The organism is Arthrobacter sp. NPDC057009 (genome assembly GCF_042673905.1).
In the GTDB taxonomy this organism is placed as follows: Bacteria; Actinomycetota; Actinomycetes; order Actinomycetales; family Micrococcaceae; genus Arthrobacter.
In genome coordinates this window covers 1-13,568 of the sequence record NZ_JBHUSB010000022.1, presented here as the reverse complement: position 1 = coordinate 13,568, position 13,568 = coordinate 1, and the positions used below count along the sequence as shown (strand labels likewise).

At 65.9% G+C, this 13,568-nt stretch carries 11 protein-coding genes and 1 pseudogene; 7 read left to right on the top strand and 5 right to left on the bottom strand.

The window, feature by feature from the left end; all coding sequences use genetic code 11:
• Window positions 1-634: 634 nt before the first annotated feature.
• On the top strand, window positions 635-2,104 hold the full coding sequence (locus ACFTR6_RS18700) for an RNA-directed DNA polymerase (protein ID WP_377959004.1): 1,470 nt from the start codon (window positions 635-637) through the stop codon (window positions 2,102-2,104).
• Window positions 2,105-2,580: 476 nt separating this feature from the next.
• Here ACFTR6_RS18700 and ACFTR6_RS18695 read toward each other — a convergent pair whose 3' ends face one another.
• Window positions 2,581-3,450: a ribokinase gene (locus ACFTR6_RS18695; RefSeq protein ID WP_377959003.1), complete on the bottom strand. Its 870-nt coding sequence runs from the start codon at window positions 3,448-3,450 to the stop codon at window positions 2,581-2,583.
• 142 nt (window positions 3,451-3,592) lie between these two features.
• Between ACFTR6_RS18695 and ACFTR6_RS18690 the strand changes: the two genes are divergently transcribed.
• Window positions 3,593-5,023, top strand: coding sequence for an MFS transporter (locus ACFTR6_RS18690; protein ID WP_377959002.1), 1,431 nt, complete (start codon window positions 3,593-3,595; stop codon window positions 5,021-5,023).
• 33 nt (window positions 5,024-5,056) lie between these two features.
• Window positions 5,057-6,040, top strand: a complete 984-nt coding sequence (locus ACFTR6_RS18685; protein ID WP_377959001.1) for a nucleoside hydrolase — start codon at window positions 5,057-5,059, stop codon at window positions 6,038-6,040.
• 214 nt (window positions 6,041-6,254) lie between these two features.
• On the opposite strand, the gene ACFTR6_RS18680 is transcribed toward ACFTR6_RS18685, so the two are convergent.
• Window positions 6,255-7,541 (bottom strand): GAF domain-containing protein, encoded by a 1,287-nt coding sequence (locus tag ACFTR6_RS18680; RefSeq protein ID WP_377959000.1) that lies wholly within the window; start codon window positions 7,539-7,541, stop codon window positions 6,255-6,257.
• Between the two features lie 171 nt (window positions 7,542-7,712).
• Between ACFTR6_RS18680 and ACFTR6_RS18675 the strand changes: the two genes are divergently transcribed.
• Both ACFTR6_RS18675 and ACFTR6_RS18670 read left to right on the top strand, forming a co-directional pair.
• Complete coding sequence (locus ACFTR6_RS18675) at window positions 7,713-9,512, top strand: NAD(P)-binding domain-containing protein (RefSeq protein ID WP_377958999.1); 1,800 nt, start codon at window positions 7,713-7,715, stop codon at window positions 9,510-9,512.
• Window positions 9,513-9,526: 14 nt separating this feature from the next.
• On the top strand, window positions 9,527-10,582 hold the full coding sequence (locus ACFTR6_RS18670) for a 2,3-butanediol dehydrogenase (protein WP_377958998.1): 1,056 nt from the start codon (window positions 9,527-9,529) through the stop codon (window positions 10,580-10,582).
• 20 nt (window positions 10,583-10,602) lie between these two features.
• On the opposite strand, the gene ACFTR6_RS18665 is transcribed toward ACFTR6_RS18670, so the two are convergent.
• Entirely contained in the window at window positions 10,603-11,115 is a 513-nt protein-coding gene (locus tag ACFTR6_RS18665) for an HNH endonuclease (protein ID WP_377958997.1), read from the bottom strand.
• Window positions 11,116-11,354: 239 nt separating this feature from the next.
• Between ACFTR6_RS18665 and ACFTR6_RS18660 the strand changes: the two are divergent.
• A pseudogene (locus ACFTR6_RS18660) lies at window positions 11,355-11,516 on the top strand (nucleoside deaminase); the annotation flags it as partial.
• 40 nt (window positions 11,517-11,556) lie between these two features.
• Here ACFTR6_RS18660 and ACFTR6_RS18655 read toward each other — a convergent pair.
• Together ACFTR6_RS18655 and ACFTR6_RS18650 are read right to left on the bottom strand one after the other, a co-directional pair.
• A complete protein-coding gene (locus ACFTR6_RS18655) occupies window positions 11,557-11,859 on the bottom strand; it encodes a YciI-like protein (protein WP_377958996.1) in 303 nt (100 codons plus the stop codon).
• 208 nt (window positions 11,860-12,067) lie between these two features.
• Complete coding sequence (locus ACFTR6_RS18650; protein WP_377958995.1) at window positions 12,068-12,814, bottom strand: haloacid dehalogenase type II; 747 nt, start codon at window positions 12,812-12,814, stop codon at window positions 12,068-12,070.
• A gap of 43 nt (window positions 12,815-12,857) precedes the next feature.
• Here ACFTR6_RS18650 and ACFTR6_RS18645 point away from each other — a divergent pair, with 43 nt between their 5' ends.
• The gene (locus tag ACFTR6_RS18645; RefSeq protein ID WP_377958994.1) at window positions 12,858-13,478 is read left to right on the top strand and encodes a flavin reductase family protein; all 621 of its coding nucleotides are present in this window, start codon (window positions 12,858-12,860) and stop codon (window positions 13,476-13,478) included.
• Window positions 13,479-13,568: the final 90 nt, after the last annotated feature.

Here is a 13,568-nt window from a genome sequence, read left to right as displayed (position 1 = left end):
GGTTGCGGTTTCTGTTCCTAGTGCTAGTGGACTGAGCGTTACGTCGGAATCGGTCGGTGGGGAGCCGAGCCGATGACCGTCCAGCTGGAAGAGATGCCGCGTCTACCTAAGCCTGGTGACATCGTGGAGGTTCGCGGAGCGAACTGGGCCGTGGCGGACGTCCGCGAGCAAGGTCTTCCACGCAGCTCGGCCGACGACGGGGTCCCGCAGCTAAACCATGTGATCTCGCTGCAATCGCTGGCTGAAGACCGAATGGGCCAAGAGCTCAACGTGATCTGGGAGCTGGAAGTTGGGACCCCGTCAAAACGCACGGGGGTGTTGTCCACGGACCATGGGTGGTGTTCTGACCCGGCTTCGAGCCCGGTCCCTTTTGGATAGCTAGCATCCGGTGCCTTGGTCCTGCCGGATATGTCTTCTGAACGGGGATGAATGACGACCCAACCCTCACCGGCCGGTAGTATCGAGAGGGGTGTGAGCACACAGATACCTTCCAGTACAAAGGACCAACGTGGCTATGTGGGGGATCGACCTAGAGCTCGGAGCAAAGGTCGTGAACGGGGAGAAGTATGGGGACTGGTATCGAGACCCATGGGGTTGGCCCGAGTTCTCTGAGCCGTTCGTCAAAAATCTCAGCGTGGAGCAAGATTTCGGAATAGTCCCAGGAGCCTCTGGCGAACCGTTCAAGTTCTCACAGCCGCCGCATTTTCATCCTCTGGACGTTCCGAAATCCAGGCTGGGCACCCGACCCGCCGTCGTTCAAGATCCGCGGAGCAGGCTGATCTACAGCGCGGCAACTCGAGGTCTGGTCGAAGCTCTGCACAAAGACCTGCCCGATTGGGTGTACGGGTGGCGACAGCGGGACGGAGCAATTCCTCATTCATCCGAGGAATGGTCAGCGTATGGCCGCAGTATCGATGAGGTTCCTGACGGTGCATATTCCCTTCAGACCGATATAACCTCCTTCTTCTCCTCGATAAATGTAGAAACTCTGATCGGTACTCTGAGTAACGCGTTTGGTCGAAATGCGTCGGTGGGGTTGATTTCCGAGGTGCTTCGAACGCACGACGGCATGATGTCTCGAAGCGGACTGCCGCAGAGGAGCTCAGCCTCTGCATTTCTGGCTCAGGTGGCTGTTGGCCCGATCGACGATGAGATATCGACGGCGCTGAGGAACGGTCTCGTTCGTTCAGCAAGACGCTGGATGGACGACATCAGTGTTGAAGGTGCCGAGGATGAGTTATATGCGCTCAGCCAGGGAATACAGGCAAAGGCGCGACAGGCCGGCCTCGAGATCAATGCGTCGAAAACTCACCTCTCAACGCACAAAGAAGGTCTCGACCGTTTTCGTTTGGAAGCCATCCGCAGTATCCGAGTCCCAGAGGTCGTCGCCATGCGCGGATCAGAGTATATAGATGACGAACCGGAGTTCGCTTTTGAGTCGGATCCTGGTGAGTTACTTGCTTTGGAGCGCGAGATCTTGGAGTCGCCGCTGTCGGTACCCAGACCTGTGGGGAGGGCCGTGCTGCGGTCGCTGCGTGACAACTTCTTGTTTGAGCAAGTTGGTGAGTGGATTGCGAATGCACACCATTTCCCCCACCTGGCGGATGCGCTGAGCCGCTATTTTGCCGGAGCACGAACCTTTCCTGGCGTATCGACTGGCCTAGAAGCTTGGTTTCCAACATTTGAAAGCTCAAATTGGGGCAGGCTTGACTGGGTGACAGCACAGTATGCCCTTGCTTTTGCAGCCGATGATTTGCCTAGTTCGGTTCTGACCGTGCTCCGGCAGTGGCTGGCCGGGAGCTCCAATGTTCAAAAAATCGCTGTAGCGATCCAGAGGCTCTCGATAGTGGATCCCAACTATGTTCGGAGTACGGTCAGCGCTCGTGTGGATCAGGTGTCAGATCCGCAACTTCTTCGTCTCTTGGGGCTTGGGATGGTGGCGGCAAATGCCGACCGTATTACCGTGGAAAGCATTTTGAATCGCGATCGTCGGAATCAGCTCACTCACAAGTATCTGGAAGACCACAAATGGAAACTTCCTCGCACGCCTATCGATTTTGACCACGTCCAGAAGACGCCGGCAGGTGCCGAGGACTTTGGCTGAACTGGCAGAAGGGGATGCGGATTCTGCTGTACCCCCTTATTTGCAGACTGCCGCAGACGACTCCGACGAGGGTGGAGGATGTCTCAGAGGGTGGCTAGCCGCATCAGGACCAGGCTTCGAACCCTTTGAAAGTCCACGTACTCGTACATAACATACGCCCCTTTCTCCGAACAAGGGTGCCCCTAAGGCCGCCGCCCTGAACGGTTGGATCAACGGCGAGCATCTTGAACTCGAGCTCACTTACCATTGCCATCTCGCTGTACGGCTGGCCTGCCAAGGTCAGCGTCACCGGCGACCATCGGGCCGGAACCTTCCGCCACACACTCGACATGCTCCGCCCCCGTGTTACACGTTGTGCAGCACACGCATATGCGGTGATCGGCAGTGAAATGCTGTAAGTGGAGATACGCCTCTCGGGGGATTCTTCGTACCTCTGAGTAATCGGCTGGCCCTGCCGGCCCGAAATCCAACTTCAATTAGCAGCGGCCGCCGGCTCCAGTCAGGCGGGCAACGTACTGTTCCAGCGGTGCCAGCCCGGGCTGAGAAGACGGATCGCTGACTGCATCCGCCCCGACAGCATTCGCCACCTCCAAGGCAGGGGTGTAGTCAAGCCCGGTCCGCAGCGCTAGGACGAGTGTCGCGCAGAACGCATCACCCGCGCCGATCGTGTTCGCCACAATGACTGCAGCGGCAGGTGCCTCGGCCACCTTCCGGCCGTGCTCGAACATCGCCGAGCCGTCCTTCCCGTACGTCACCGCGACCAGCTTGGCGTCAGCCAGCGCCGGAATCAGGTCGTACTCGCTCTCGTTGACGATCACCAGGTCGCAGCGCTCCAGCAGTTCGGCCGGCAGGTCCATGGCCGGCGCCGCATTTAGGACGAAGAATCCGGAGGACTTTCGCGCCGCCTCCAGCACCACGTCCAGACCGACCTCGAGCTGGCACAGCACCGCCTCGTCCGGCGCAAACGAAACACCCTCCAAGGAAAATCCAGAGTTCGCCCCAGGGCACACCACGATCTGGTTCTCGCCCTCACGGTCCACCACGATCAATGCTGTGCCCGTCGCATCGCCGTCGAGCACTGCCACGTCCGCGGTGTCCACGCCGGCAGAGGAAAGCGCCTCCAACATCAGGCGTCCTTGGGCATCGTCACCCACCGCACCGATCATTCGGGCGCTCCCGCCGAGCCGCGCGGCGGCCACGGCCTGGTTGGCCCCCTTGCCGCCGGGCTGCTGGCTCAGGACACCGCCGCCGATGGTTTCCCCGGCGGTGGGGAGCCGGTCAGTGGTGGCGATCATGTCGAGGTTGATGCTGCCGACGACGGTGACGGCAGGAAGCTGAGTGCTCATGAGGAAGTCCTATCAGGTCGAGCCAGGGGCGGCTGAATTAGGAAATAGTGTACGGCATGGTTGTACTTGTTCGTCATACATGGTTGTATAACAACTGATTTCCCAAAGGCAGGACCTCCTGCAGAGAACAATGGAGTTTGATGTGAACACCCCAGCCACGGCCAGCACCTCGCCGCCCGCCGCCGTCGAAAGCGAAACCGACGTGAACAAACTTGCCGGCCGCCCGGCCGCCCTGCTGATCACTACCCTGCTGCTCGGCGTGCTGTCCTTCCAGCTCAATGCCAGCATGGTCACCCCGGCCCTGCCGCAGATCGCCGCCAGCTTCGGCCAGTCCGCCGACGCCGCCGCGCCCGTGCAGTCCATGTTCTTCCTCGCCGGCGCCATCGCCGGCCCCGTGATCGGAAGGTGGAGCGACTTTATCGGCCGCCGCCCGGCCCTCCTGCTGGTGCTGGCCATCATGGGCGCCGGCACCATCCTCTGCATCGCTGCGCCCACGCTGCCGCTGCTCGTCGCCGGCCGCTTCCTGCAGGGCGTGTCCAGCGCCGTCTTCGCGCTGTCCTACATCGTGCTCAGCGAAAACCTGCAGCCGCGCGTCTTCGGCACCTCGGTGGGCATCATCGCCGCCGTCAACGGCGGTGTCGGGGGAGTGGACGGCTATGTGGGCGGCCTGATGTCCGAGACCCTCGGCTTCCGGTCCATCTTCGTCGTCGTGCTGGTGCTCACCGCCGTCGCCGCCGGGTGCATCCTCAAGACCGTCCCGAAGGGGCGGCCGCAGCACGTCCGCGGCGCCATGGACTGGTGGGGAGCGGGCTCGCTCTCGGTGTTCCTGGTATTCATCACGTACTTTGTCTCCGGCGGATCGGCCGCTGGATGGACCGCACCCGGCACCCTGGCCCTGCTAGTCGGCACGATCGTGTCCTTCGCCGCCTTCTGGATGATCGAGAAGCGCCGCAGCCACCCGCTCATCGCCGTCCACCACCTGCGCTCCCGCCAGGTGTGGCCCGTCATTGCCAGCACCGTCCTGACCCTCGCCGGCATCTTCGCCATCATGAACTTCACCGTGGTGCTGCTCAGCCAGGACAAGGGCTCCGGCTTCGGGCTCAGCCCGTCCCTGTCCGCCCTGCTGTTCCTCACTCCGGCCGCGCTCATCGGCGTCTTCGCCGCGCCGCTCGCCGGCTGGCTCGCCGGCCGCCGCGGCTGGATCAAGGTTCTCCGCACCGGTACCGCGATGAGCCTGGCCTGCGCCGCGGCGGCCGCCGCGTTCTCCAGCAACCAGATCGCGGTGATCGTCGCCGTCGCCGCCCTCGGCATCTTCTACAACGGCCTCTTCCTCACCGCCATCAACGGACTCTCCGTCCTGCTCTCGCCCAAGGAAGCACCTGCCTCTCTCCCGAGCGTCAACGGCGCCTCCTTCGGCATCGGGGCGAGTCTCGGCGTCGTGGTTGTTGCGCCGTTCGCCGCCCAGGCGACCGCCGGCGGGTACGCCACCGCGCTCTGGATCTCGGTGGGCATCACCGCCGCAGCGTCCATCGTCAGCCTCTTCGTCCCCGCCCCCAAGGGCGAAACCCACTAGACGTTCAGCACCGACCGAAAGAAGAACCATCTCATGACCAGCTTCCCGTTCTACCTCGACTGCGACACCGGCATCGACGACGCCCTCGCCCTGGCCTACCTGCTCGCCTCCCCGCAGGCGGACGTGCGGGGGATCGGCGCAGTCAGCGGCAACGTCAGTGCCGCCCTCGGCGCCCGCAACACCCTAGACCTGCTCGAGCTCGCCGGGCACGCGCACATCCCCGTTGCCCTCGGCGCGCACGACCCCCTTGCCGGTTCCTTCGGCGGGGGAGCGCCGTGGGTGCACGGTGCCAACGGCATCGGGGAGGTTGAGCTTTCGACGGCGGGTGCTGAGCTCGCGTCCGAGACCGCGGCGGAGATGCTGGTACGGCTCGCTCGTTCTCATCCCGGGACCCTGCGGGTCCTGGCCATCGGCCCGCTGACCAACATCGCCGAGGCGCTGCGGCTGGAGCCTTCCCTGCCGCAGCTGGTCGCGGAGATCACCATCATGGGCGGCGCCGCCCTGGCCCCGGGGAACCTCACGCCCGTGGCCGAGGCGAACATCGCCAACGACCCCGAGGCCGCCGCCCTGGTGCTGGCCGCCGGCTGGAACGTGACCCTGGTGCCGCTGGACGTGACCATGACCAACGTGCTGGAGGAGAACCACCGGCAGGAGCTGCTCGCCTCATCCGGTGCCGTGCCGGGGGCGCTGGGGGAGATGCTGGGCTACTACTTCCGCTTCTACGAGGGCCTGTTCGGCCGTGCCTGCTCCGCCATGCATGATCCGCTGGCCGCGGCGCTCGCTGTTGGTTCTGTTCGTGCCGCCGTTGCGCCGGTGGTGCATGTCGACGTCGACACCACGTCCGGGCCGGGCCGCGGGCAGACCGTCTGCGACATGCGCGGGCTGTACATGGACTACCCGGAGCAGCCCGGTGCCCGCTGCCGCGTGGTGCTGTCACTGGAGGACGACTTTGCGCCGCATTTGGTGGAGACGCTGCTGACCCTGCAATGGGCGGGGGAGGCAGCACTCGCCGGTTGAGTCAGGCGAAACCACCCACCTGCCACTAAGAGTTTTTGGGCAGATACGACGACTTGGAAACGGTTCAAACCCGTGTATCTGCCCAAGACTCCCGGCCCCGACGGGATTCAAGGGCCCGGGGGATATGGGTCCTTGGCCAACAAACTGCCAGTTCCGCGGGCACGGCGCCAGGGCCATGGGCTCCTGCCAGGCCAATTACGGCGTTCTGCCGGGCTCACCCACAGAGGGCAGAGGAAGCGCGGAACGCCGAATACCGGGGATCATCACGTCCCACCAGCTGTCCCAGCGCTTTCACACCCTCCGCGTCCGCGCACCCCATATCCGTGGACAACCATCGGACCAGGAGGTTGGCATCCCCGCTGGCCCTCACCGCCGAGCCAACCGCCAGGTCCAGCTGGTCGCGCAGCAGCTGCACCGCCAGAGCCCCAGACCGGCTAAGCAGGGGAGCGGAGTACGCATCCAGCGCTTCCGCTACTAGCCCCTCCCGCAGCAGCCGCAGCACACGCCCCGAGTCGGAACAGCCGGCCAAGCCTGCAGCCAGCCGGTACGGGTTCGACTCCACGGCAACGCCCAGCAGCGACCGCACCCGGAACATCTCGGTCCGGATGGCCTGGGGCGTGCCCGCATCCCCGTACAGCTCGTACGCCAATTCGTCGGCGCTCCATCCCTGCGACCGTGAATCCAGCAGTGCCAGGATCTCCGCCCGGCGCAGCGTCAGCGGCACCCGGCTCCCGTCGGCAAACACCGCGGCAGGCCGGTCCCCAAGCAGCTCCAGCGAAGAAACAGCGGCAACAGCCCGCCGCGCACCCTGCCGGGACGTACGCACGGAAGACGAGGCACCCAAGGAGGCGCCGCCGTCGGACGTTCCCAGCAGCGATTCCGCCACCCGGACCGCGCACCGCACCATCCGCAGCGTGTCCGCGCTGATGGTGTCCAGGGGGCCGGAGACGTCCAGCACGCCCAGCAGCGCACCCGTCAAAGGGTCCGTGATGGGCGCCGCGGTGCAGGCCCAGTCGTGGTGGGTGCGGACCAGGTGCTCGGCGGAAAAGAGCTGCACCGGCCCGCCGGTGACCAGCGCCTCGCTGATGGCGTTGGTGCCGATCCCCGCCTCGGACCAGTCCGCCCCCTCGGAGAACTCCAGCCGGTCCGCCCGGCGCAGCGCCTCCCGGCTGCCCACCCGCCACAGGATCTCGCCGCCGGCATCGGTGAGCACCAGCAGGTGCCGGCCGGAACTGGAATCGTCCGCCAGCAGGTCCTGCAGCGCAGGCATCACCCGCTGCAGCCGGTGCTCCCGCCGTAGCTGCAGCACCTCGGACGGATCGTGCACGTGCCGCGGGCTGTGCTGGTCCGGGCTGATGCCCAGCGCCATCGACCGGCGCCACGACTCAGCCAACGGCACGGGGATCTCCGGGCGCGGGACACCGGAGATGACCAGCTCGTGCGCCCGGCGCAGGGCGCGCGCGTACTTCGCCGGGTCCGAGAACCTCAGGCCGTAGTCCACCGTCTCCTCCTCACCCCCGGCGTCCTTGCCGGCAGCGCCCGTGTAACGCGCTTGTTACCCCCGTCGCGTTCCAATAGTGATGCAGCTCACGCCCGCACCAGCATACCGCAGGGACACCGGCGGGAGGGGGCAGCCCGGACCACCTGATGGACCGCACACAAAGGAGTGGAGATGACCGAAACACCCACCGCCGCCGCGCAGGCCTGGCTGGCCAGCCTGGACGGCGCGCTGCAGCGCCGCGACGTGGACGCCGCGCTGGACCTCTTCGAGGACGAAAGCTACTGGCGCGACTTCGTGGCGTTCACCTGGAACCTGAAAACGCTGGAAGGCAAAGCGGACATCGGCCGGATGCTCGAGGCCACGCTGGACCACGCGCAGCCCGGGAACTGGGCGCTCGCCGAGGACGCCACCGGCAGCGCCGGCGCCGACGGAACAGTGGAAGCCTGGATCACGTTCGAGACCGGCGCTGCCCGCGGCTACGGCCACCTCCGGCTGCGGAACGGCAAATGCTGGACGCTGCTCACCACCATGCAGGAGCTGAAGGGCTTCGAGGAGAAGAAAGGCCCGCGCCGGGAACAGGGCGTGGCGCACGAAATCGTCCGCGGCCGCCGCTCCTGGAAGGAACTCAAGGAGGAACAGGAAGCGCGGCTGGGCTACGAGGAGCAGCCCTACTGCGTGATCATCGGCGGCGGGCAGGGCGGCATCGGCCTCGCCGCGCGGCTGCGGCGGCTGGGCGTGCCCACCATCGTGATCGAGAAGAACCAGAACCCGGGCGACTCCTGGCGGAACCGCTACAAGTCCCTGCACCTGCACGACCCCGTCTGGTACGACCACCTGCCCTACCTGAAATTCCCGGACGACTGGCCCGTCTTTGCCGCCAAGGACAAGATCGGCGACTGGCTGGAGCACTACACCCGGATCATGGAGCTCAACTACTGGTCCGGCACCGAGTGCGTGGGCGCAGAGTACGACGACGGCACGCAGGAATGGGCGGTCAGGGTCCTCCGCAACGGCGAACCGGTGACCCTCCGGCCCAGGCAGCTGGTCTTCGCCCTGGGCGTCTCCGGCTACCCGAACATCCCCGCGTTCGACGGTGCCGAGAGCTTCCTGGGGGAGCAGCGGCACTCCTCCCAGCACCCCGGCGGCGGGGACTGGACCGGGAAGAAGGCGGTGGTGATCGGCTCCAACAACTCGGCGCATGACATCTGCGCGGACCTGTGGGAGCACGGCGCCGACGTCACCATGGTGCAGCGGTCCTCCACCCACATTGCCCGCAGCGAATCGCTGATGGACCTGGCACTGGGTGACCTGTACTCGGAGAAGGCGCTCGCCAACGGCGTCACCACGGAGAAAGCGGACCTGCTGTTCGCGTCCCTTCCGTACCGGATCCTGCCGGAGGCACAGGTGCCCGTGTACCAGGAGATGGCCCGGCGGGACGCCGATTTCTACTCGCAGCTGGAGGCCGCCGGGTTTGACCTGGACTTCGGCGTGGACGGATCCGGCCTGTTCCTGAAGTACCTGCGGCGCGGCTCCGGCTACTACATCGACGTCGGCGCCTCCCAGCTGATCATCGACGGCCGGGTGAAGCTGAAGTCCGGGCAGGTTTCCAAAATCACCGGCAACGCGGTGGTGATGGACGACGGCACCGAGCTGGAGGCCGACCTCATCGTGTACGCCACCGGGTACGGATCCATGAACGGCTGGCTGGCGGACCTGGTCTCTCCCGAAATCGCGGACAAAGTAGGAAAATGCTGGGGATACGGCTCAGACACGCCAAAAGACCCTGGCCCCTGGGAGGGGGAGCTGCGCAACATGTGGAAACCAACCAACGTCCCCAACCTCTGGATCCACGGCGGCAACCTGCACCAGAGCCGGCACTACTCCTCCTACCTGGCACTGCAGCTCAAGGCCCGGATGGAGGGGCTGGAGACCCCGGTGTACGAACTGCAGCCCAGCCACCACACCCGCTGAAGGAAGAACCCATCATGAAGGCAGCACGATTCCACGCCCGCAAGGACATCCGCATCGAGGACATCCCGGAGCCGGAACTCCGCGCCGGGGCGGTAAAGATCGACGTCGCGTGGTGCGGGATCTGCGGCACGGACCTGCACGAATACCTGGAAGGGCCCATCTTCTGTCCTCCTCCCGGCCATCCGCATCCGCTGTCCCACGAGGAATCCCCGGTGACCCTGGGGCACGAATTCTCCGGCACTGTCTCGGAAATCGGCGAAGGGGTGACGGGCCTGGCGAAAGGGGACAACGTCGTCGTCGAACCCTATTTTGTGGACGGCGACTGCGACATGTGCCAGGCCGGCAGCTACCACCTGTGCCGGCAGATGGGCTTCATTGGGCTGTCCGGCGGCGGGGGAGGGCTGAGCGAGAAGATCGTGGTGGACCAGCGGTGGGTGCACCCCATCGGGGACATTCCGCTGGATGAGGCGGCGCTGATCGAGCCGCTGTCCGTGGCCCACCACGCCGTGGCGCGCAGCGGTGTGAAGGCCGGCGACACCGCGCTGGTGGGCGGTTCCGGACCCATCGGGCTGCTCACCGCCGCCGTCCTCAAGGGCATGGGGGTGACTACGATCATCAGCGAACTCACCCAGGCACGCAAGGAGAAGGCCACCTCCAGCGGCGTGGCGGACCACGTGCTGGACCCGAGCCAGGAGGACGTCCCGGCGCGGGTGCGCGAGCTGACCGGCGGGACGGGGGCCGACGTCGCGTTCGAATGCGCCGGCGTGAACGCGGTGCTGGACACCATGCTCGACGCCGTCCGGCCCGGCGCCGTGGTGGTCAACGTGTCCATCTGGGGCGCGCCTGCCACAGTGGACATGCAGAAGCTGGTGCTCAAGGAGATCGACCTGCGCGGCACCATCGCCTACGTCCGGGACCACCCCGCCGTGATCAAGATGGTGCAGGAGGGCAAGGTGGACCTCAAACCCTTCATCACCGGCCGGATCGCGCTGGAGGACCTGGTGGAGCAGGGCTTCGACACCCTGATCAACCACAAGGACACGGCGGTGAAGGTGCTGGTGCACCCGTAGGGGCTGCGGGCGGCCGCGCGTCAGGGGAGCGGGTGCCGTTCGCCCACGCTGACGGAGGACGACGGCGGCAGGTACTCCCGCCGTCGTCGCTCCATCCGTTGCTGCTGGCCAGGTGACGGGATGTTGGCACGCTTGGCCCGGTTGCACCTGGCGCAGGCCGCAACGAAGTTCTGCAGGCTCGTGGAACCGCCCTTGGACCATGGATAGAAGTGGTCCCCGTGCTCGGCCGGGCGCGCACAGCGGCGGCCGAAGCCGGCTTCCAGCTCGCACAGGCCTGCGGCCCTGGTCATCCCTTCACGGCGCTGCTGGCGCGTGAAACGGCGCACCGGATCCCGGCGGCGGACGTCCCGGCCGGTGATGACGGCGGCGGTAACCCCAAGCACGACGGCGGCCACGCCCGGGAGCGCGACCGCGGCGACGACGTTCTCCACCATGCCGCTCAGAACCCCTGCGGCGGAGGACGGCCCCGCTCCGACAGCCGGTGTTGTCTTCGAGGTGAGCGCCGACATCACCGCGAATGCGAGCCAAATCATCACCGCTGAGTAGGCCAGGCGAAGCCCCTGCCGGGTCCAATAGATACGGCCGAGTTCCGGCATTGATTCCCCCAATTTCAGCTCGCCGGAAGCGCGTGGCTCCGGATGACTAGGGAATCCTATAAGCCTCGCGCAGGCCGGTCTCCCAGGTTCAGCGCAGTTTTTGCCCAGTTTCCATGTTCCCAAGAATTGCAGGCTAGGCCCGCAGGTGGTCCGGCCGTGGGCGGCATTCCCATCGGTGCGCCGGGACCATCATCCAGTTCAAGATCCCCCGCGTGGTGGTGGGGGAGGCGCGCACGTTCGCCGGCGAACTGGAGCTCCTGGACGATCAGCGTTGCGTGGACAGGATGCGCACCTTCCAGACCGACAACCCGGCGCTGTGGGCGGAGGACATCGCCGAGTCGCCTCGGTCCTGCTTGCAGTGGGGTGGGGTTGGTCAGCTCAGGGGCGAACGGGTGTGGCCGCCTCTTTTCCCACCACCGTTGTCCACGGGCGGGCGGTCCACGACGTCACCACGCCGGCGGTGACGTAAGGATCGGCGGCTGCAAAAGCCTGTGCAGCCTCGAGCGCGTTCTCGCCCGCGAAGATCAGCAGCCCAGTAAAGGGTCCCTCCCCAACAGCCCCACCCAGCAGAAGGTCGCCCCGTTCCACTGCTTCCCACGCCGCCCGGAGGTGATCTGAGCGGTATTTTTCGCGGGTCTGAAGGTAGTTGTCCTCATAGGTGTATTCGAGCACGGCGTGCATGGGTGTCCGTCCATTTCGTTCAGGGGTTTTCACTCGTTGTAGAAGTAGCGTACCCACCGGGACTCAATCCGCCGTCGTCCCTTTGCAAGGGTGTGCCCCGCGGGCCGCAGGATCCGGAAGCATCGGGGACCTTCGCCCCTTAACTGCAGTCTCCCCCTAGCAGACAGTAGGGCAGCGGCAGGCCGGGTTTGGGGCAGGGGTCCACGGTTCAGGCCCCGAGCCGGTCCGCCAGTTCAGTGACACTTGACGCCACCAGGTCCCAGTCGCCTTCCGGAGCCAGGTCCGCCATCTGGCCGGGGCCGTACTCCGTGGGGCGTGCCACGAAGGCCGTTGCCAGGCCCGCTTCCCTGGCAGAATGCAGGTCGCTGTTGTGCGCCGCGGCGAGCATCACCTCGCCGGGCTCGAGGTCCAGGAATTCAGCAGTCCGGAGGTAGGCCTGGGGCAACGGCTTGTAGGTGCGCGTCATGTCAGAACCGATGATTACATCCCACGGCAGGCCGGCGTTCCTGGCCATGTCCAGCAAAAGTGAGGTGTTGCCGTTGGACAGGGGACCCACGATGTAGCCGCGGCGGATGGCTGCCAGGCCCGCCACGCTGTCCGGCCACGGCGGCAGCCGGTGCCATGATTTGTTCAGCTCCTCCAGCCCAGCCGTGTCCAGCCGGTCCGGCTCGACGCCGTGCTGGCGGAGCGCCTGGTCCAGGTTTTCGCGGTGAAGCGTGTCCAGGGTGACGAACCCACGCGATCCGGAACGGATCGCTTCCATGGCCGGCTGGTACAGGGCCCGCCAGTCATCGGCGAACGCCTCGCCGTCGAGCTCCTTGCCCAGTCTTGCGGCGAAAGCTGCCACCTCCCGTGCCACACCGGTGCGCCAGTCCACCACGGTCCCGAAGGTGTCGAAGAGGACGGCGCGCACAGGCCGCCCGGTTGATGGTGAACGGTACGGCTGGAACCTCATGTGCTGTCTCCTTCCTGGCTGCCCTGACCGTTAGTCTGGCAGCATGCGAACTGATTTCAGTCCCACGGCGACGTCCGCCCGCGATTTCTACCGGTTGCTTACCGCGGTGGTGGTGCCCCGGCCCATCGCGTGGGTTTCGAGCGTTTCTCCGGAGGGCGTTGACAACGTGGCTCCCCACTCCTTCTTCACCGTAGCCTCAACCAACCCGCCCATCGTGCAGTTCACTTCGGTGGGCGAGAAGGATTCGCTCCGCAACATCACCGGGTCTGGGGAATTCGTGGTCAACCTGGCCCCGGCCGCACTCCTGGAAGAGGTCAACGCCACCGGCACCAACTTCCCGCCGCATGTCAGCGAGTTCGACGCCGCCGGCCTGACCCGGGAGCCGAGCCTCACCGTGGCCGCGCCGCGTGTGAAGGAATCACCGGCGGTGCTGGAATGCCGCCTCCATTCCGTGCTGCCGATGGGGGACTCCACCCTGGTTTTCGGCGAAGTGACTCATGCCGCCGTGAGCGATGCCGTGCTGGACGGCAGCCACCCGCGGATTGACCTGCTCGAGCCGCTGGCCCGGCTGGGGCTGGATGAGTGGGGCACACTCGGCGACATCCAGGACCTGACCCGGATCCGGCTGAAGGACTGGCCGGGCCATTTCCGGCCCAAGGCCTAGGAGCGCGCTGAATATATCGTCACGGTCTGGCGTGCCTGCCGGGTTTTCGGGGCCGGTGATTAATGCTGGTGTCATGCAGGGTCGCGAGGA

Bases quoted from the DNA above. Each gene is read 5' to 3' on its own strand.
- ACFTR6_RS18695 (WP_377959003.1), bottom strand. From the start codon at position 3,450: ATGAGCACTCAGCTTCCTGCCGTCACCGTCGTCGGCAGCATCAACCTC.
- ACFTR6_RS18685 (WP_377959001.1), top strand. From the start codon at position 5,057: ATGACCAGCTTCCCGTTCTACCTCGACTGCGACACCGGCATCGACGAC.
- ACFTR6_RS18675 (WP_377958999.1), top strand. From the start codon at position 7,713: ATGACCGAAACACCCACCGCCGCCGCGCAGGCCTGGCTGGCCAGCCTG.
- ACFTR6_RS18670 (WP_377958998.1), top strand. From the start codon at position 9,527: ATGAAGGCAGCACGATTCCACGCCCGCAAGGACATCCGCATCGAGGAC.
- ACFTR6_RS18665 (WP_377958997.1), bottom strand. From the start codon at position 11,115: ATGATTTGGCTCGCATTCGCGGTGATGTCGGCGCTCACCTCGAAGACA.
- ACFTR6_RS18655 (WP_377958996.1), bottom strand. From the start codon at position 11,859: ATGCACGCCGTGCTCGAATACACCTATGAGGACAACTACCTTCAGACC.
- ACFTR6_RS18650 (WP_377958995.1), bottom strand. From the start codon at position 12,814: ATGAGGTTCCAGCCGTACCGTTCACCATCAACCGGGCGGCCTGTGCGC.
- ACFTR6_RS18645 (WP_377958994.1), top strand. From the start codon at position 12,858: ATGCGAACTGATTTCAGTCCCACGGCGACGTCCGCCCGCGATTTCTAC.